A 17,919-nucleotide genomic window follows, 5' to 3' on the forward strand; every position below is an offset into this window, starting at 1 on the left:
GATCACCGCTTGGCGATCGGCACGTAGTCACGCTCCGGCGCACCGGTATAGAGCTGGCGCGGGCGGCCGATCTTCTGGCGCGGGTCCTCGATCATCTCCTTCCACTGCGCGATCCAGCCGACGGTGCGGGCGACCGCGAACAAGACGGTGAACATYGTGGTGGGGAAGCCCAGCGCCTTAAGCGTGATGCCGGAATAGAAGTCGACATTCGGGTAGAGTTTCTTCTCAATGAAATAGGGATCGGTCAGCGCGATCTTTTCCAGCTCCATGGCGATATCGAGCAGCGGATCGTCCTTGATGCCGAGCTCGCCCAGCACCTCATGCGCCGTCTTCTGCATGATCTTGGCGCGCGGATCGTAGTTCTTGTAGACGCGGTGGCCAAAGCCCATCAGCCGGAACGGGTCGTTCTTGTCCTTGGCGCGAGCGATGAATTCCGGGATGTGGTCGACATGGCCGATTTCGCCCAGCATGTTGAGCGCCGCTTCATTGGCGCCGCCATGGGCCGGGCCCCACAGGCAAGCGATGCCGGCGGCGATGCAGGCGAACGGGTTGGCACCCGATGAGCCGGCAAGACGCACGGTCGAGGTCGAGGCGTTCTGCTCGTGATCGGCATGCAGGATGAAGATGCGCTCCATGGCGCGCGCCAGCACCGGATTGATCTTGTACTCCTCGCACGGCACGGCGAAGCACATATGCAGGAAGTTGGCGGCGAAGTTCAGCTCGTTCTTCGGGTAAATGAAGGGCTGGCCGATATGGTATTTGTAGGCCATCGCCGCGATCGTCGGCATCTTGGCGATCAGCCGCATGGAGGCAACCATGCGCTGGTAGGGGTCGGAGATGTCGGTGGAGTCGTGGTAGAAGGCCGACAGCGCGCCAACGACGCCGCACATCACCGCCATCGGGTGCGCGTCGCGGCGGAAGCCGGTGAAGAAGCGCGACATCTGCTCGTGCACCATGGTGTGGCGCGTCACGCGGTAATCGAAATCGTCCTTCTGCGCCTTGGTCGGCAATTCGCCATAGAGCAGGAGATAGCAGACCTCGAGGAAGTCGCCGTGTTCGGCCAACTGGTCGATCGGATAGCCGCGGTGCAAGAGGATGCCGGCGTCGCCGTCGATGAAGGTGATTTCGGACTCGCAGCTTGCGGTCGAGGTGAAGCCGGGATCGTAGGTGAAGGCGCCGGTGGTGCTGTAGAGCGAGGCGATGTCGATGACATCAGGCCCGACCGAGCCGCTTCGCACCTTGAACTCGTGCGTCTTGCCGGCGAATTCAAGCGTTGCCGTGGCCTCGTGGGTGTTGCCGCCCAAATCCAGTTTTTTCGCAGCTTCGGTCATTGCAAACTCCTTCTTGTTTCCTCATGCCGGCAAAGGCAAAATTCCGCAGAGCGACACGTCGAAATCACCGCAATGCGCGTATTCGCCACCGCATTCTAGGAGGTGCGTGCCAGATTGGGCCAGGGCCTAATGTTGCACTGCGAAACGCGCCTTTCAATGCCAATCTTCTTGGGCCAGTTCGCTCCTAATCGATTTGATCCGCTATGCGCGCCAGGCTTTCCTCGCGGCCGAGCACGGCAAGCACGTCGAACACACCCGGCGAGGTGCTTTTGCCAGTCAGGGCGGCGCGCAAAGGCTGGGCCACGGCGCCAAGCTTGTGGCCGCCGGCCTGCGCATAGTCGCGCACGGCGGCTTCAGCCGCAGTGGCCGTCCAGTCACCTGACAGGGTCGTCAAAGCTTCGTGAGCGCCGCGCAGGATCTTGCGCGCGTCTTCATTGAGCAGCAGTGCCGCCTTGTCGTCGATCGGCAGCGGCCGGGTGGCAAACAGGAAGGCGGCGCCGTCGACAAGTTCGACCAGTGTCTTGGCGCGCTCCTTCAGGCCGGGCAGCGCTGCCAGCAGTTGCGCCTTGTTCCTGTCGTCGAGGCGCGCGGCCATCGCCGGCCCCCCCTCGAGATAGGGCAGGGTGGCGATGAAGATGTCGAACAGCTCAGCATCGCTCATGCGGCGCATATGGACGCCGTTCAGCGCCTCGAGCTTGGCGAAGTCGAAGCGGGCGGCGCCCTTGTTCACATCGCTGATGTCGAACCAGGAGATCATGTCCTTGATCGACATGATCTCGTCGTCGCCATGGCTCCAGCCGAGGCGCGCCAGGTAGTTCAGCAACGCCTCCGGCAGGTAGCCCATGGCGCGATAGGCCTCGACGCCGAGCGCACCGTGCCGCTTCGACAGCTTGGCGCCATCGGCGCCGTGGATCAGCGGGATATGCGACATGGACGGCACGTCCCAGCCCATGGCGTCGTAGATCACCGTCTGGCGGGCGGCATTGGTCAAATGGTCGTCGCCTCGGATGATGTGGGTGACGCCCATGTCGTGGTCGTCGACGACGACGGCATGCATATAGGTCGGGTTGCCGTCCGAACGCAGGATGATGAAGTCGTCGAGATCCTTGTTGGGGAAGCGCACCTCGCCCTGGACACGGTCGTGCACCACCGTCTCGCCCGTGGTCGGCGCCTTGATGCGGATGGCGCCCTTGGCGCCTGCGGGCGCCTCGGAGGGGTCCCGGTCACGCCACCGGCCGTCATAGCGGGGCGGCAGGCCCTTGGCGCGTGCTGCCTCGCGCATTGCCTCGAGCTCGGCAGGCGTCTCGTAGCTGTAATAGGCCTTGCCCATGCGCACGAGCTCCTCGGCCACCTCGCGATGACGCGGCGCGCGCTCGAACTGCGAGACGGCCTCGCCATCCCAGGAGAGGCCGAGCCAGGAAAGCCCGTCGAGAATGGCTGCGGTCGCGGCATCGTTGGAGCGCTCGCGATCGGTGTCTTCGATGCGCAGCAGCATGGTGCCGTCAGTGTGCTTTGCGTACAGCCAGTTGAACAGCGCCGTGCGCGCGCCGCCTATGTGCAGGTAACCGGTGGGCGAGGGGGCAAAACGGGTGACGACCTTGTCGGACATGAAACTCTCGGAAACCATCTGAAGCGGGGTGTGGTTGCGCGGACTTTCGCGCGTTGCGCGTTCATGTAGCATAGGGTGTCGAGGGCGCAAGGGGCAGACCCGATGGCTGGACGGGGCCGGGGCTCGGATCAGGGCGAGGACGCCGCTATTGGCGTCAGCGAACGGTCCCTGTTTGCGACGCCGCTGCCGGCTGCGTTACCGCTGCCATCACCTCTCGTGCCGGCCCCCGGCAACCCGCCGTTGCAAGCGGATGTCTCCGCCCCCGCTCCTGTTGCCAAAGTTGGCAGGATCGTGCGCGTGCGCCGGCAAATCGGCCGGATATCGCTGCCTCGGCTGCGCCACAGCGTGGCCACGGCAGCGGGCCTGGAGCTTGATCGAGGCGTAGCCTTCCTGCTGGTGCCGGTCTGTCTGGCGATCGGAGCGATCGGCTATTTTTCGCTGACGGTGGAACCTGATTTTGCGAAGCCTGTCGCGGTCGTCGTTCTGACGGGGCTCTGCGCGTTCGTCTCGCGTTCCAGGCCGAAAGCCCATCTTTGTTTCATGGCTGCGGTGCTGTGCACGCTCGGCCTGCTCGCCGGCAAGGTCGAGACATGGCGGGCGGGAACGCAGTTGCTCGGTTCGGAAATCTCGACTCAAGTGACCGGCCGCGTCGTCTCGCTTGACCGAATGGAGTCCGGCCGCATCCGGCTGACCATCGACGTGACGTCGACAGCCAGGCCGAAATTGCGCTATGCGCCGGAGCGGATTCGGCTTTCGGCACGAAAGATCCCGGCAGAGATAACCCCAGGCTCGCTGGTCACCGGCTACGCCAAGCTGTTGCCGCCCACCGGCCCGGTGCGGCCGGACAGCTACGACTTCTCCTTCGACAGCTATTTCGCCGGCATTGGCGGCAGCGGGTTTTTCCTCGGCAATCCAAAGCTTGTCGCCGGCAATGACGACGACATTCCGCTGTCAGCCCGCCTTGCCTCGGGGATAGAAAATGCCCGTGAAGCCATCGCCGACCATATCAGGGGCAGTATCGGTGGCGCCGAAGGCGAGATCGCCGCGGCGCTGATCGTCGGCGTACGCGCCGGCATTCCCGATGAGATCAACGAAGCGATGCGGCGCACCGGCATCTACCACGTCATCTCCATTTCAGGGCTGCACATGGCGCTGGTGGCCGGCACAATCATGATGCTGATGCGCAGCGCCTTCGCCCTGTTTCCGGACTTTTCCGCGCGCCGGCCAGTCAAGAAATACGCCGCGGCCGCCGCGCTTTTCTCGATCGCCGCCTATCTCGTCATCTCAGGCGTCGTCGTTGCCGCAGAGCGCAGCTTCATCATGCTGGCGGTGATGCTGATTGCCGTGCTGTTCGATCGGGCGGCGCTGACCATGCGCAACCTGGCGATCTCGGCGATCGCGGTCATTTTGGTGTCGCCGCATGAAGTGGTCGGCCCAAGTTTCCAGATGTCGTTCGCGGCGACCGCGGCTCTGGTCGGTGCCTATGCCGGCTGGTCTGATCATCGTGCGGCGAAAACGAAACCGCCGCCGCCACGGCGATCTCTGCCTGGCTTTCTCACCAGAAAATTCCTGTTGGCGATGGGCGGCCTTGCCATGACCTCCATCATCGCCGGTTCTGCCACGGCGCTGTTTGCCATCTGGCATTTTCAGCGGGTGTCGCCGCTCAGCCTGTTCGCCAATCTGGCCATCATGCCAAACGTCTCGCTGGTTGTGATGCCTTTCGCCGTCCTCAGTGCGCTTGCGATGCCCTTTGGCGCCGATGGCCCCTTTCTTTACGTGATGGGCAAAGGCCTGACGGTGATGATCGCCATGTCCGGATGGATTTCCCAGCGCTCGCCGGTCGACGCGGTCGGGTTGATTTCGCAGCAGTCCGTCCTGCTGGTTGCGATTGCCTTGGTCATCGCGACGATGGCCACGACATGGCTGCGGCTCGCAGCCCTTCCGTTCGCGCTTGCCGGCCTGTTGACCGTCTCGGACACGCGCGCACCGGACGTGCTGATCTCGGAGGACGCCCGGCTGGTTGCGCTGCCGATCGGGGGTGGCGAACTCGCCGTCAGCCGGGCACGCCCGAACGAATTCACGGTCGACAACTGGAAACGCGCGCTGACATCCGAGACCATCGTCATACCGGAGGTGTTCAGCAAAGGAGACGGGCAATTCGAGATAGCCGATGCCGCCGAGCTGCCGTCGGGAGCGCCTTTCTATTGCACATCGGGCATTTGTCTCGCCAAGCATCCATCCGGTGCGATCATCGCGCATGTCGAAGACCGAAAGGAGGCCTGGATGGCCTGCGGCTTCGCCGACCTGATCGTCATCAATGACGCCACGGCCTATGACCCCTGTCACAATCCGCTAGTGCTCGTCATCACCAAGCGACAACTGGCCCGCAAGGGTAGCGCGGCCGTCTTCTTCGATCGCCAATCGGCCACCGCGCCTGCGACGATCAGCTTCGCGGTGGACAGCCCATACCGGCCCTGGCACACGCAGCGCAAGTTTTCGCGCGAGGCGAGGGGCCTGCCACCCTACCGCAAACCCGAAAAGCCGGTCGCAAGCCCTGCTCAGTAGCGCCTGATCAGCCCGACGAGCTTGCCTTGCACCTTGACCCTGTCCGGTCCGAAAATGCGGGTTTCATAGGCCGGGTTGGCGGCTTCGAGAGCAATCGAGGCACCCTTGCGGCGGAACCGCTTCAGCGTCGCTTCCTCTTCATCCACCAGCGCCACGATGATCTCACCAGGGCTGGCTGTATCGGCGTTGCGGATGATGACGGTATCGCCGTCGAAGATGCCGGCCTCGATCATCGAGTCGCCCTTGACCTCCAGGGCATAGTGTTCGCCGCCCATGATCATGTCCGGCGGCACCGAGATCGAATGCGTCTGGTGCTGGATGGCGTCGATCGGCACACCGGCCGCGATGCGTCCCATGACCGGGATCGACACGGCGGAAACCACGTCGTCGTCATTGCCGGCCGAAGGCATCCGCGAAGACGCAGGCTTGAGTTGCCGGCCAAGGCCGCCTTGACCGAGGCTGCCCTGGATGACGCTTGGCGAGAACTTCTTTGCCGCGTTGAGGCCTGGCGCGATCGAATCCGGCAGCCGCAGCACTTCCAACGCGCGCGCCCGATTGGGCAGGCGGCGAATGAAGCCGCGCTCCTCCAGCGCCGTGATCAGCCGGTGTATGCCGGATTTGGAGGCAAGGTCGAGCGCTTCCTTCATCTCGTCGAAGGATGGCGGAATGCCGCTTTCCTTGAGCCGTTCGTGGATGAACATCAGCAGTTCATGTTGTTTGCGCGTCAGCATGGCAGCCCCCAGGTTACCCAAAACCAGAATCGGAAAAACAAACCCAGAACAAACACTATCTGTTCCAGTTGTGTTCCGCAACCGTTTAAAGTTTAATGAACTTGTTAAGGCGGCTGAAATTATTCGGCGCCCCGGCAGTGGGTCGCTATCGACGCTTGCCTGCCACCGCCGGGCGCTTGGTTGGATTGAAATTGCTATGGTTAATGGCCTGCTGCCCACCCTGTGTCGGGCTTGGCCTCGGCTAATGCTGGAGCTCGACAAGGGGGCTCGGTTCACTTCACCGGTCGTGGCTCCCGTGAACGAAAGGGAGCCAAAATGCCAACTTTGGCGGAGGAATTGCCCATATCGTTCCTCGCCGCATTACCGCTTGTTTGTGCTGCCGTCGCCGGCATGGACATAGACATGCAGCGTGTAGCCGATGTGGGCAACCATCAGGGTTTTCGCGCGCTCGATGTCGCGATCCAGCGCCGCTTCCATGAGCGCGGTATGATGTTCGATCGCGACGGCCTGGCGCAACGCCTCCATGGCCTCTTCGTGGCCGTACAGGAGACCGGCGGCCGCCCGCAAGGTTGGCGCCAGGCCAAGAAAGCGGTGATGGCGACGCAACTGATCCGCGATCGTGGAGTGGAAGGTCAGCAGCCAGGGGGACGCCGCCGCGCTGAGCAGTGCCGCGTGGAAAGCCTCGTGCTTTTCATCCCATTCGTCGACCACTTCGTCGGACGGGTCGTCGACCGCGGTCCTGCTGCGCGACAGCCGGTAGTGGGCAGCGACGACGGCGTCCTCCCATTCACGGCCGCCTTTCTCAATCGATTCCTGGAGCAGAGGCAGTTCAACCACCAATCTGGCGCGTGACAGATCTTCCAACTCGTTGCGCGAGACCGCGGCGACGGCAAAGCCGCGATTGCTGATGGCGGTCACCAGGCGCTCGGCCTCTAACCGCGAGAGTGCCTCGCGCAGCGGTGTCCAGCCGATGCCGTAGCTGTTGCGCAACGCGCTGAGCTTGAGCGGCGCGCCGGGCTTCAGACGGGTGGTGAGGATATCGCGGCGCAGCAACCTGTAGGCTGCCTCTGTCTTCGAGAAGTGCTCGTCGTCCAGCATTGCCGACCATCCGTACCAATTGGTCGGGTGATTATATATGAAAGCCTTCCATTTCGTAAATTATATATAATGTTTGACAAGACCCAAGGGACTGCCCATGATCGCCTACGGTTTCGCCTGATATGTTCATCTGAGCACGCCCATGCGCGGGGATAGTCGACCATGAATGCAACTCCCGATCTCGCTGCAATCGAGGCGATGGATGCCGCGGACCCGCTGCGTTCCATGCGCGATCGTTTCGTCTTGCCGCAAGGGGTGATCTACCTCGACGGCAATTCGCTTGGCGCGGCTTCTCCCGCCGTCTTCGACGAACTGAACAAGGCCGCCACACAGGAATGGGCGCAGGACCTCATCCGTGCCTGGAACACCGCCGGCTGGTTCGACATGCCGGTCGAGCTCGGCGACCAGCTCGGACGCCTGATCGGCGCCGCGGCCGGTCAGACTGTGGTCTGCGATACGACGTCGATCAATATCTACAAGGTGCTGCATGCGGCGCTCGCGATGCGTCCGGACCGGTCGGTCATCGTCGCCGAGGGCGACAGCTTCCCGACCGATCTCTATATGGCCGAGGGCGTTGCTTCGACGCGGCCGGGTACGGTCCTGCGGCTCGAGGGCGTCGACGCGCCTGATATCGAGGAACTGATCGACGAGCGCGTCGCCGTTATCCTGGTCAACCACGTCAACTACAAATCCGGCCAGTTGCGCGACATGGCGGCGCTGACGCGCAAGGCCCATCAGGCTGGTGCGCTGATCGTCTGGGATCTCTGTCACACCGCCGGCGCGCTGCCGGTCGAACTCGACGCTGCCAATGCCGATTTCGCCATCGGCTGCACCTACAAGTACCTCAATGGCGGCCCGGGTTCGCCAGCCTTCATCTATGCCGCACAGCGGCACCACGGTGATGTCTATCAGCCGCTCAGCGGCTGGTGGGGGCATGCGCGGCCGTTCGCCTTCGAACAAGGCTATGCCGCAGGCACCGGCATTCGCCGGTTCCTGTGTGGCACGCAGCCGGTGTTGTCGATGCGGGCGCTCAAGGGCGCCCTGGACCTCTGGAACGATGTCGACATGGTGGCGGTGCGCCAAAAGAGCATCGGGCTGACCGATCTGTTCATCCAGCTGGTCGAAGCAAGGTGCGGGGCGTACGGGCTCGAGCTTGAAAGCCCGCGTAACGGCAACGAGCGCGGCAGCCAGGTGTCATTCATCCACCCCAGCGGCTACCAGGTGATGCGGGCCTTGATCGAGCGCGGCGTGATCGGCGATTTCCGGGCGCCTTCGACCATCCGCTTCGGCTTCACGCCGCTCTATATCGGCTACAAGGATGTCTGGCAGGCGGTCGACATGCTGGAAGACATCCTGCGCACTGGCGTCTGGCAAGACGCGCGTTTCGCGGTCAAAACCGCGGTGACCTGAGAAGCTAGAGCCGGGTGCGAACTGTCCAGAGTTCCGGAAACAGGACGACCTCGAGCATCTTCTTCAGGTAGGACGCACCCGACGTGCCACCGGTGCCGCGCTTCAGGCCGATGATGCGTTCGACCGTGGTCACGTGATTGAAGCGCCAGCGGCGGAAATAATCCTCGAAGTCGACCAGTTTTTCAGCCAGCTCGTAGAACATCCAGTAGCGCTGCGGGTCGCGGTAGACTGTCTGCCAGGCGACCAGGACCGCTTCATTCTCGGTGCGCGTCTCACGCCAGTCGGTACGGTTGGCGTCAGCACCGATGTCGAATCCGTTGCGGGCGAGCAGCAGCAGCGCTTCGTCGTAGAGCGACGGTTCGGCCAGGATCGCCTCAAGCTTCCCGGTGAGGTCCGGCCGGTGCTTGTGCGGGCCGAGCATGGCGAGGTTGCGGTTGCCGGCCATGAACTCGATGGCGCGATACTGCCAGGACTGGAAACCCGAGGATTGGCCGAGCGCGTCGCGGAATTCGGTGTATTCGCTGGGTGTCATTGTCCGCAACACGTCCCAGGCATTGTTCAACTGCTCGAAAATGCGGGCGACGCGCGATAGCATCTTGAAACTCGGCTCGAGGCGGTCGGCGCGGATCGAGCGTATCGCGGCACCGATCTCGTGCAAGGCAAGCTTCATCCACAGCTCAGAGGTCTGATGCTGGATGATGAACAGCATCTCGTCATGCGCCGACGACAGCGGCGTCTGGGCTTCCAGCACTTTCTCCAGGTGCAGATAGTCGCTGTAGGACATGCGCTCCTTGAACGACATCTGTGCGCCTTCGGAGGCCGGATCGTATGGCTCGCTCAACTGATTTTCTCCGTGCGCAGCCGGAAGCGCTGGATTTTACCGGTCTGCGTCTTGGGCAACGCAGCAATGAACTTCACAGATCGCGGATATTTGTAGGGCGCGATCGTCGCTTTGACATGGTCCTGCAGGCGCTTGATGGTCATCGCGTCAGGTGCCACACCTTGCACCAGCACAACATGCGCCTCGACGATCTGGCCGCGTTCGGCATCCTCAGCGCCGATGACAGCGCATTCGGCGACGTCCGGGTGCGCCAGCAGCGCTGCCTCGACCTCGGGGCCGGCGATGTTATAGCCGGCGCTGACGATCATGTCGTCGGAGCGGGCGGCGAAATGGAAGAAGCCGTTTTCGTCCTGGGTGAAGGTGTCGCCGGTGAGGTTCCAGCCGTCGCGAACGTACTCCTTCTGCCTGTCGTCGGCCATGTAGCGGCAGCCGGTCGGGCCGCGCACCGCCAGCCTGCCGGTCGCGCCGCGCGGCACCTCGTGCATCTCGTCATCGACAATGCGAGCCTCGTAGCCTCCCACCGGCTTGCCGGTCGACGCAGGCTTCATATCGTCGAAGCGGTTGGAGATGAAGATGTGCAGCATTTCAGTGGCGCCGATGCCGTCGAGGATCGGCTTGCCGGTCTTTTGCGTCCACTCCTCGAAGACCGGAGCGGGCAAGGTCTCGCCGGCCGAAACGGCGACTCRCAGCGATGACAGGTCGGCACCCTCATCCATGGCCTTCAGCATGGCGCGATAGGCGGTCGGCGCGGTGAAGGAGATGGTCGCTTTGTAGGTCTCGATGATGTTGATCATGTTGGGGGGCGTCGCCTGTTCGAGCAGCGTCGCCGCCGCCCCGAAGCGCAGCGGAAAGATGGCGAGGCCGCCAAGGCCAAAGGTGAAAGCCAGCGGCGGCGAGCCGACAAAAATATCGTCCGGCGTCACCTGGAGGATTTCGCGGGCATAGGCGTCGGCGATGATCAGGAGGTCGCGGTGGAAATGCATCGTTGCCTTCGGCACGCCTGTCGTGCCCGAGGTGAAGCCAAGCAGCGCAACGTCGTCGCGGCCAGTGTTGACGGCGCTGAAAACGACCGACTTGTCGAGGGCGGCGCGATCAAGTTCGGCATCATGGTTGGCGGTGCCGTCGAAGCCGATGACCTGCTTGAGGAACGCGCTGTCCTTAGCGCAAGCGGTCATCTCGTCCATCAGCCTGGTGTCGCAAAGCGCGATCGTGATTTCCGCCTTGTCGACGATCTTGGCGAGCTCGCCGGCGCGCAGCATCGGCATGGTGTTGACGACCACGGCGCCGACCTTGGTGGCGGCCAGCCAGCAGGCGACCATGGCGGGGTTGTTGGCCGAGCGGATCAGCACCCGGTTGCCCGGCTTGACGCCGTAGTTCTCGACCAGCGCGTGGGCCAGCCTGTTCGTCCAGTCGGACAGTTCCTTGTAGGTGCGGCGGCGGCCATTGCCGATCAGCGCGGTGTGGTCACCCAGGCCCTTCTCGACCAGTCTGTCGGTGAGTTCGACGCCGGCGTTGAGATGTTCGGGATAGTCGAAACCGTCTAGCAGGAAGTCCGGACATTGCTCCGGCGGCGGCAGGTGATCGCGCGTGAACGTGTCGATATGCGCTGAAGGCCCAAGCATGTCGCCGCTATCCTGTCTGCTGCCTGGCCAGTGCGCGAGGCGCCTGGCTTATTGGGGTGGATCTCAAGGTCCTGCTTTTGAGGAGGTCTTTGTGTTGCCAGTCGCACCTTGCTTGACACGACCCAAAAGGGCCGACATCGCCAAGTTTGGGCAGCACAGCGGACCTCCCATTGTCGGCTGTTCGTGACGGCAGGATCGCACCAGTCGAAATTTGTTTCAAGCCTAAAATGTTTTTGCCATGGAGCATTGACGGATGGCCTGGCGGTGGCCATTGCTGGCGCAGAAACGATGCCGTTTTGGGGGAGGATGCCGATGCCTGGACATCGCATTGCCGATTGGGACAATGCCTATGCCAACAGCGCGAACATCGCCGGCAGCGACCGCTGGCCGACCGCGTGGGTGGAGCCGGCGCAAGCGTTTCGTGACGCGCTTTCGTCAGAGGGCCGGGCACGGCTCGACATCACCTATGGCGGCGGACGGCGCAATCGGCTTGATCTTTTCCTACCCAGTGCGACGCCCAAGGGATTGGTGGTGTTCATCCATGGCGGTTACTGGATGGCGTTCGACAAGAGTTTCTGGTCGCATCTCGCCAACGGTGCCGTCAGCAGCGGCTTTGCCGTGGCGATGCCCTCCTACACGCTCTGCCCCGAAATCCGCATCGCCGGCATCGTCCAGGAGATCGGCGAGGCGATCGGCAAGGCGGCAGGACTGGTCGACGGGCCGCTGATGTTGACCGGYCATTCGGCCGGCGGACATCTCGCCAGCCGCATGGTCACGGCGACAACGCCGCTGGCGGCCGATGTGGCGCGGCGCATACGCCACGTCGTTTCGATTTCAGGCCTCCACGACCTGCGCCCGATCATGCGCACCGAGATGAACGCGACACTGGCAATCGACGAGCAAGAGGCGCTGGCCGAAAGCCCGGCGCTGTTGCGTCCCATGGATGGTGCCCGCATCACCTGTTGGGCCGGTGGTGGTGAACGCGCGGAGTTCCTTCGCCAGAACGCCTTGCTTGCCAATATCTGGACCGGCCTCGATGCCACGACCTCTACCGTGGTCGAGCCCGACCGGCACCATTACAGCATCGTCGACGGCCTTGCCGATCCGGCCCATACACTGACCCGGACCTTGATCTCGGAATAACGCCGAGTCCATTTTCGGCTTGTCGTCAATGGCTTGTTTGGCGAATCTTCAGCGTAACATCAGCACGCTGCAGGCTTCGCCAGCGTCCGCCGCGGGGGCAAACGGTGCCCGCACGATCAGCCCGTTGGCATCAGCCAGCATTCTTAGCATCGAAGAATCCTGGATGCCGAACGGCGTCGCCACCGGCCCGCCGTCATCGTCCCGGACCACCGCCCGCACATAGTCCTGGCGCAAATCATTGGCCGGCATTGCGGCGCCCAGTCGCGCCGGACGAATGTCCTGGCGGTGTTCGCGGCCGCCAAGTCGCGCCAGCAGTGGCTTCAGGAACAGCTGCGAGCAGACCAGGCTTGCTACCGGATTGCCGGGCAGGCCGATGCATCTGATGTCGCCGAGGCGGCCGAACATCAGCGGCTTGCCGGGGCGCATGGCGATCTTCCAGAAGCCGAGCGTCATGCCTTCGCCGGTCAGCACGTCGTGGATCAGATCATGGTCGCCGACCGAGGCGCCACCCAGCGTGACAATGACGTCCGCGCCGGCCGCGACCGCTTTCCGCACCAGCGCGGCGATGGCCTCCTTGCGGTCGGCGGCAATGCCGAGATCGAGCGCACGAGCGCCGACCGACTGCGCCGCCGCGGCGACACCATAGGCATTGGACGAGATGATCTGGTCCGGCCCGAGTTCGCTGCCGGGCGGCAACAATTCGTCGCCGGTGGCGATGATGGCGACCAGCGGCCGTTTCACCACGTTGACCCGTGGATGGTTGGCCGACGCCGCCAGCGACAATGCCGCCGGATCGAGCACGCGGCCTTTTTCCAGCACGACGTCGCCTTTCGAGAAATCGAGGCCGACGCGGCGGATGTTGCGCCACTCCGCCGTCCGTTCGATGACTTCGACGTCACCACCACCGAGGTCGCGGACATTCTCCTGGATAACGATAGTGTCGGCGCCTTCGGGCAGCGGCGCACCGGTGAAGATGCGCACAGCCTGTGCCTTGCCGACCGTGCCATCAAAGCCGCGCCCGGCAGGTGCCATGCCGATCACGGAAAGTCTCGACGGCACCGATGCCACGTCGACGGCACGCGCCGCGTAGCCGTCCATGGCGGAAGCGTTGAATGGCGGCTGGGTGCGCAGCGCTGCGACCGGTTCGGCCAGCACGCGATCAACAGCCTCGAACAACGGAACGCTTTCGCCCGCTAAAGGTGCTGCACCCTCAAGCAGGCGTTCGAGCGCCTCGGCGACCGGAACCAGCGCCATCAGGCGTCCACTTTGTAGTCGCCCGACTTGCCGCCGGTCTTTTCGACCAATCGGATGCCGGAGATGATCATGGCGCGATCCACCGCCTTGGCCATGTCGTAGATGGTGAGGCAGGCTACCGAAGCGGCGGTCAACGCTTCCATCTCGACGCCCGTCTTGCCGGTGACACGCGCGAGTGCAGTGACCTTCAGGCCGGGCAAAGCATGGTCGGGCTCGATGTCGACGGAAACCTTCGTCAGGAGCAGCGGATGGCAGAGCGGGATCAGCTCATGCGCTTTCTTCGCCGCCATGATGCCGGCGATGCGCGCAGTGCCAAGCACATCGCCCTTCTTGGCGTTGCCTTCGAGAATCATGGTCAGCGTCTCGGGCTGCATCGCGACAAAACCCTCGGCGATTGCGGTACGCGTCGTCTCTGCCTTGTCGCCGACATCGACCATGTTGGCCTCGCCCTGCGCGCCGAGATGGGTGAGGGCGGCCGCCATCGTCAGATGGCCTCGGCCGGCGCCTTGCCCGTCAGAAGCAGGCGCGTCGCCGTGGTGACGTCCTGTTGCCGCATCAGGCTTTCGCCGACAAGGAAGGTGCCGATGCCGCTCTTTTGCATTCTGAGGCAATCGTCATGCGAGAAAATACCGCTTTCGCTGACCAGCAGGCGGTCGGCCGGTACCATCGACGCCAGCCGCTCGGAGGTTTCGAGACTGGTCTCGAATGTCCTGAGATTGCGGTTGTTGATGCCGATCAGCCGCGACGACAGTTTTAGCGCGCGCTGCGTCTCGGCTTCGTCGTGCACTTCGATCAGCGCATCCATGCCGAGTTCAAACGCCGTCGATTCAAGGTCGCGGGCCAAAGCATCGTCGACGCTGGCCATGATGATCAGGATGGCGTCCGCGCCCCAGGCGCGGGCTTCGTAGACCTGGTATGGGTCGAACAGAAAATCCTTGCGCAAAGCGGGCAGGGCGACGGCGGCTCGCGCCCTGGTGAGAAATTCAGGCGCGCCCTGGAATGACGGCGTGTCGGTCAGCACCGAAAGACAGGCGGCGTCGCCTTTCGCATAGGCCTGCGCCAATGCCGGCGGGTCGAAATCGGCGCGGATCAGGCCCTTGGAGGGGCTTGCCTTCTTGATCTCGGCGATCAGCGCGAAGGCGCCGGATTTGCGCTTGGTCTCGAGCGCGGCAAGAAAGCCGCGCGGCGCCTCGGCATCTTTAGCCCGCGCCTTGATCTCGGCCAGCGGTACACGTGCCTTTGCCGCCGCGATCTCGTCGCGCTTGTAGGCCTCGATCTTGCGAAGAATGTCAGACACGCTCTACCCGTTCGAAATCTCGATCAGCCGGTCAAGCACCTGCAGCGCGCGGCCACTGTCGATGGCTTGCGCGGCGAGCGCGATGCCGTCGCCAAGTGTCGTCGCCTTGCCGGCAACCACAAGCCCGGCGCCGGCATTCATCAGCACGGTGTCGCGATAGGCGCCGGCAGCGCCGCTCAGCATATCGCGCAATGCGTCGGCGTTGTAGGCTGCGTCGCCGCCACGCAATTCATCCTTGGTGTGGCGCTCCAGCCCGACAGCTTCGGGGGTCAACGTGAAGCTGCGGATCTCACCGCCGATCAGTTCGGCGACATGGGTCTCGCCGGTGGTGGTGATCTCGTCATAGCCATCGCCATGGGCAACCCAGGCATGCTCGGCACCCAGCGCTTTCAGCGTCTCGGCCACCGGCAGGATCCATTCCGGCAGGAACACACCGACCATCTGCCGCTTGACGCCAGCCGGGTTGGAGAGGGGCCCAAGCAGGTTGAAGATGGTGCGGGTGCCGAGTTCGACGCGGGTCGGACCGACATGCTTCATCGCCGGATGGTGTGCGGGCGCAAACATGAAGCCGACGCCCGCCTCGTGGATGCAGCGGCCGATGAATTCGGGCGAGATATCGATCTTGACCCCGAGCGCGACCAGCACGTCGGCGGCCCCTGTCAGCGACGACAGCCCGCGATTGCCGTGCTTGGCAACCGGCACGCCGCTGCCGGCGATAACAAACGCCGATCCCGTCGAGATGTTCACGCTGTGGGAATTGTCACCGCCGGTGCCGACGATATCGATGGCGCCGGCGGGCGCCTCGACGCGCAGCATCTTGGCGCGCATGGTGGCGACGGCGCCGGAAATCTCGCTCACTGTCTCGCCGCGCACGCGCAGCGCCATCAGGAAGCCACCGATCTGGCCGGGCGTTGCGTCGCCCGACATGATGATGTCGAAGGCCTCGCGCGCTTCCTCGAAGGAAAGCGCGCTTCCGGTCGCGACCTTGGCGATATGGGTTTTCAGCGCGCTCATCTTGTCGAGGCTTGGGCGACGGCGGCCTGGTCGATGCGAACGTCGAATTGCGTCTGCAACTGCGCCACCAACTGGTCGAGCAGATCGTCCGACATGCCGGAGGTGAAGGATTTCTGTGCGTCTTCCGGCACGGAGCTGGCGTCAGCTCCGGCAGGCTCGAACACTTCGGCGACCTTGTACAGGATCTGTCCGTCTCCGGTGGGCGAGGGGATCAGCCCGGTGCCGCCTTCGCCGACGCCGAACATCGCTGCGGCGCCCTCCTTGCCGAAGTCGACATCGTCGGCCTCGCGCTTGACGCCGCGTTTGGTCTGCTTTTCCAGCTTCAGTTCGCCGGCGATAACGTCGAGCGTTGCGCCGGCCTTGAGCCGCTTTTCGAGTTCGCCTGCCTTGGCGGTGAGGCGCTTGGTTGTTTCGGCGGCGGTCCAGTCGGCGACGACTTTCTGGCGAGCCTCGTCCAGTGTGCGGTCGCGAGCCGGTGTTATGGAAGCCACTTCGTAGAAAACGAAACCGTTGTCCGCCGTGGTCAAAGCGTCGTTTTCCGTGTTGGGTTCAGCGTCGAAGACAGCCTTGATCAATTCCGGCGATTGCGGCAGGTCCTTGACGATGCTTGCGTCAGGTCTCAGGCCACTGCGATCGATGGCGTCGATGGTGACGATCTTCAGCTTCAACTTGGTGGCGGCGTCGGCCAGCGAGCCGCCAGCGGCCCGGGTGTCTTCGTAATTGTCGCGCACGTCCAGAAGGATGCGACTTGCCTCGCCCAGCGCCAGATCCTTGCGGATCTGGTCGGACACTTCGGTCAGCGGCTTCACCACCTGGGGCTTGATTTCGGTGACGCGCAGCAGCACCGGACCGAAGGCGCCCTGCACGACCGGGCTGACTTCATTCGCATTGAGTGCGAAGGCCGCGTCGGCGACCGCCTTGTCGGCGATCTTGTCCTTGGCCAGCGTGCCGAGCAACGTATCGGCCGGGGTCTTGCCTTCCGCCGTGACAAGCTTGTCGAAGGTGGCGCCGGCCTTGAGCGAATCGAGCGCGGCCTTGGCCGCGTCAGGCGTCTTGAACACAAGCTGCTCGATGGTGCGCAGCTCCGGCGTCGTGTAGCGCGCCTTGTTCTTGTTGTAGTCGTCGCTGACCTGTTGGTCGGTGACGGCGGTCGTATCCATGATGTCGACCGGTTCGAGGCGGACATACGAGAATTTGCGGTATTCTGGTGCCGCGTACGTCTTCTTGTTGGCGTCGAAATAGGCCGAGAGCACGCTGTCGGACGGCGCCCGGATCGGCTCGACCAAGGCCTTGGGCAGCGTCAAATAGTCGATGGTGCGGTCTTCGCCGCGATAGAGCGCGACCGCCTTGAAGAAAGTATCCGGCGCCTTGAGGCCATCCGAGACCGCCTCGACGATCTGCTGGCGCACCGCCACCTGGGCACGGTTCTTCAGATAATCGGCAGGCCGCATGCCAATCTGCTGCAACATATATTCGAAGGTTCGCCTGTCGAACTGGCCGCCAGGACCCTTGAAGGCCGGATCTTCGCGTGTCAGCTCGGCCAGCCGGTCCTTGGAGAGGCCGAGGCCCAGCTTGCGGGCCTGTTCGTCGAGAACGGCTCCCGAGACGAGCTGCGCCAGTACCTGGTTGTCGATACCGAGCGCCTTTGCCTGTTCGTGGGTGAGACGCTGGCCGAATTGCTGCGACATGACGGCGAGCTGGCGGTCATAGGTGAGACGGTATTCGTTGATCGACACCTTGGTGCCGCCGGCGAAAATAACCGAATCGTGGCCGGCGAAACCGCCCATCAGCCGTCCGGAAATGCCCCAGACCAAAAAGCTGAGCACCAGCAACACTAGTAGACCCTTCGCGACCCAGGTACCCGCCGCGCTTCTCAATACACCAAGCATCGTTACTTCCGATTTATGCGCATTTTCGCATGCGCCGAGTCTGAAACAAGCGCAATAGCGCCCTTCCGGTCCACTGTCGATTGCTTTGTGGCCTGATTTTGGTAGTGAGGGCCAG

The 17,919-nt window shown here is 63.5% G+C and carries 14 protein-coding genes; 3 read left to right on the plus strand and 11 right to left on the minus strand.

From position 1 onward, the window contains the following. Positions 1-2: 2 nt before the first annotated feature. Both gltA and gltX read right to left on the minus strand, forming a co-directional pair. Positions 3-1,331, minus strand: a complete 1,329-nt coding sequence (gltA, locus tag AC1D0I_RS23620; protein WP_095081430.1) for a citrate synthase — start codon at positions 1,329-1,331, stop codon at positions 3-5. 184 nt (positions 1,332-1,515) lie between these two features. Continuing rightward, on the minus strand, positions 1,516-2,940 hold the full coding sequence (gene gltX / locus AC1D0I_RS23625; RefSeq protein WP_477398104.1) for a glutamate--tRNA ligase: 1,425 nt from the start codon (positions 2,938-2,940) through the stop codon (positions 1,516-1,518). Between the two features lie 102 nt (positions 2,941-3,042). Between gltX and AC1D0I_RS23630 the strand changes: the two genes are divergently transcribed. Then, positions 3,043-5,505, plus strand: a complete 2,463-nt coding sequence (locus tag AC1D0I_RS23630; RefSeq protein WP_477398105.1) for a ComEC/Rec2 family competence protein — start codon at positions 3,043-3,045, stop codon at positions 5,503-5,505. Here the strand turns inward: AC1D0I_RS23630 and lexA are convergent. Together lexA and AC1D0I_RS23640 are read right to left on the minus strand one after the other, a co-directional pair. Further along, positions 5,499-6,236: a transcriptional repressor LexA gene (gene lexA, locus AC1D0I_RS23635; RefSeq protein WP_095081425.1), complete on the minus strand. Its 738-nt coding sequence runs from the start codon at positions 6,234-6,236 to the stop codon at positions 5,499-5,501. The genes AC1D0I_RS23630 and lexA overlap by 7 nt on opposite strands. Before the next feature lie 360 nt (positions 6,237-6,596). Then, a complete protein-coding gene (locus tag AC1D0I_RS23640; RefSeq protein ID WP_477398107.1) occupies positions 6,597-7,334 on the minus strand; it encodes a GntR family transcriptional regulator in 738 nt (245 codons plus the stop codon). Between the two features lie 162 nt (positions 7,335-7,496). Here AC1D0I_RS23640 and kynU point away from each other — a divergent pair, with 162 nt between their 5' ends. After that, entirely contained in the window at positions 7,497-8,744 is a 1,248-nt protein-coding gene (gene kynU / locus AC1D0I_RS23645) for a kynureninase (RefSeq protein ID WP_477398109.1), read from the plus strand. Between the two features lie 4 nt (positions 8,745-8,748). On the opposite strand, the gene kynA is transcribed toward kynU, so the two are convergent. Next, on the minus strand, positions 8,749-9,585 hold the full coding sequence (gene kynA / locus AC1D0I_RS23650; RefSeq protein WP_477398111.1) for a tryptophan 2,3-dioxygenase: 837 nt from the start codon (positions 9,583-9,585) through the stop codon (positions 8,749-8,751). Then, positions 9,582-11,207 (minus strand): AMP-binding protein, encoded by a 1,626-nt coding sequence (locus AC1D0I_RS23655; protein WP_477398113.1) that lies wholly within the window; start codon positions 11,205-11,207, stop codon positions 9,582-9,584. The genes kynA and AC1D0I_RS23655 overlap by 4 nt, the downstream gene beginning before the upstream one ends. A gap of 312 nt (positions 11,208-11,519) precedes the next feature. Here AC1D0I_RS23655 and AC1D0I_RS23660 point away from each other — a divergent pair, with 312 nt between their 5' ends. Further along, positions 11,520-12,350 (plus strand): alpha/beta hydrolase, encoded by an 831-nt coding sequence (locus AC1D0I_RS23660; protein WP_477398115.1) that lies wholly within the window; start codon positions 11,520-11,522, stop codon positions 12,348-12,350. A 48-nt stretch (positions 12,351-12,398) separates the two neighbouring features. On the opposite strand, the gene AC1D0I_RS23665 is transcribed toward AC1D0I_RS23660, so the two are convergent. From AC1D0I_RS23665 to AC1D0I_RS23685, 5 genes are read right to left on the minus strand one after another with little or no spacing between them, the layout of a single operon-like run. Continuing rightward, positions 12,399-13,604 carry a molybdopterin molybdotransferase MoeA gene (locus tag AC1D0I_RS23665; protein ID WP_477398117.1) on the minus strand — a complete coding sequence of 402 codons (1,206 nt, stop codon included), beginning with the start codon at positions 13,602-13,604 and terminating at the stop codon, positions 12,399-12,401. Further along, positions 13,604-14,086: a cyclic pyranopterin monophosphate synthase MoaC gene (gene moaC, locus AC1D0I_RS23670; protein WP_477398118.1), complete on the minus strand. Its 483-nt coding sequence runs from the start codon at positions 14,084-14,086 to the stop codon at positions 13,604-13,606. The genes AC1D0I_RS23665 and moaC overlap by 1 nt, the downstream gene beginning before the upstream one ends. Before the next feature lie 2 nt (positions 14,087-14,088). Then, positions 14,089-14,901, minus strand: a complete 813-nt coding sequence (gene trpC / locus AC1D0I_RS23675) for an indole-3-glycerol phosphate synthase TrpC (RefSeq protein ID WP_477398120.1) — start codon at positions 14,899-14,901, stop codon at positions 14,089-14,091. Positions 14,902-14,904: 3 nt separating this feature from the next. Further along, on the minus strand, positions 14,905-15,915 hold the full coding sequence (gene trpD / locus AC1D0I_RS23680) for an anthranilate phosphoribosyltransferase (protein WP_457152011.1): 1,011 nt from the start codon (positions 15,913-15,915) through the stop codon (positions 14,905-14,907). Then, positions 15,912-17,804, minus strand: coding sequence for a SurA N-terminal domain-containing protein (locus tag AC1D0I_RS23685; protein WP_477398122.1), 1,893 nt, complete (start codon positions 17,802-17,804; stop codon positions 15,912-15,914). The genes trpD and AC1D0I_RS23685 overlap by 4 nt, the downstream gene beginning before the upstream one ends. Positions 17,805-17,919: the final 115 nt, after the last annotated feature.

The sequence above is a fragment of the Mesorhizobium sp. P2_D1 genome, assembly GCF_056404455.1.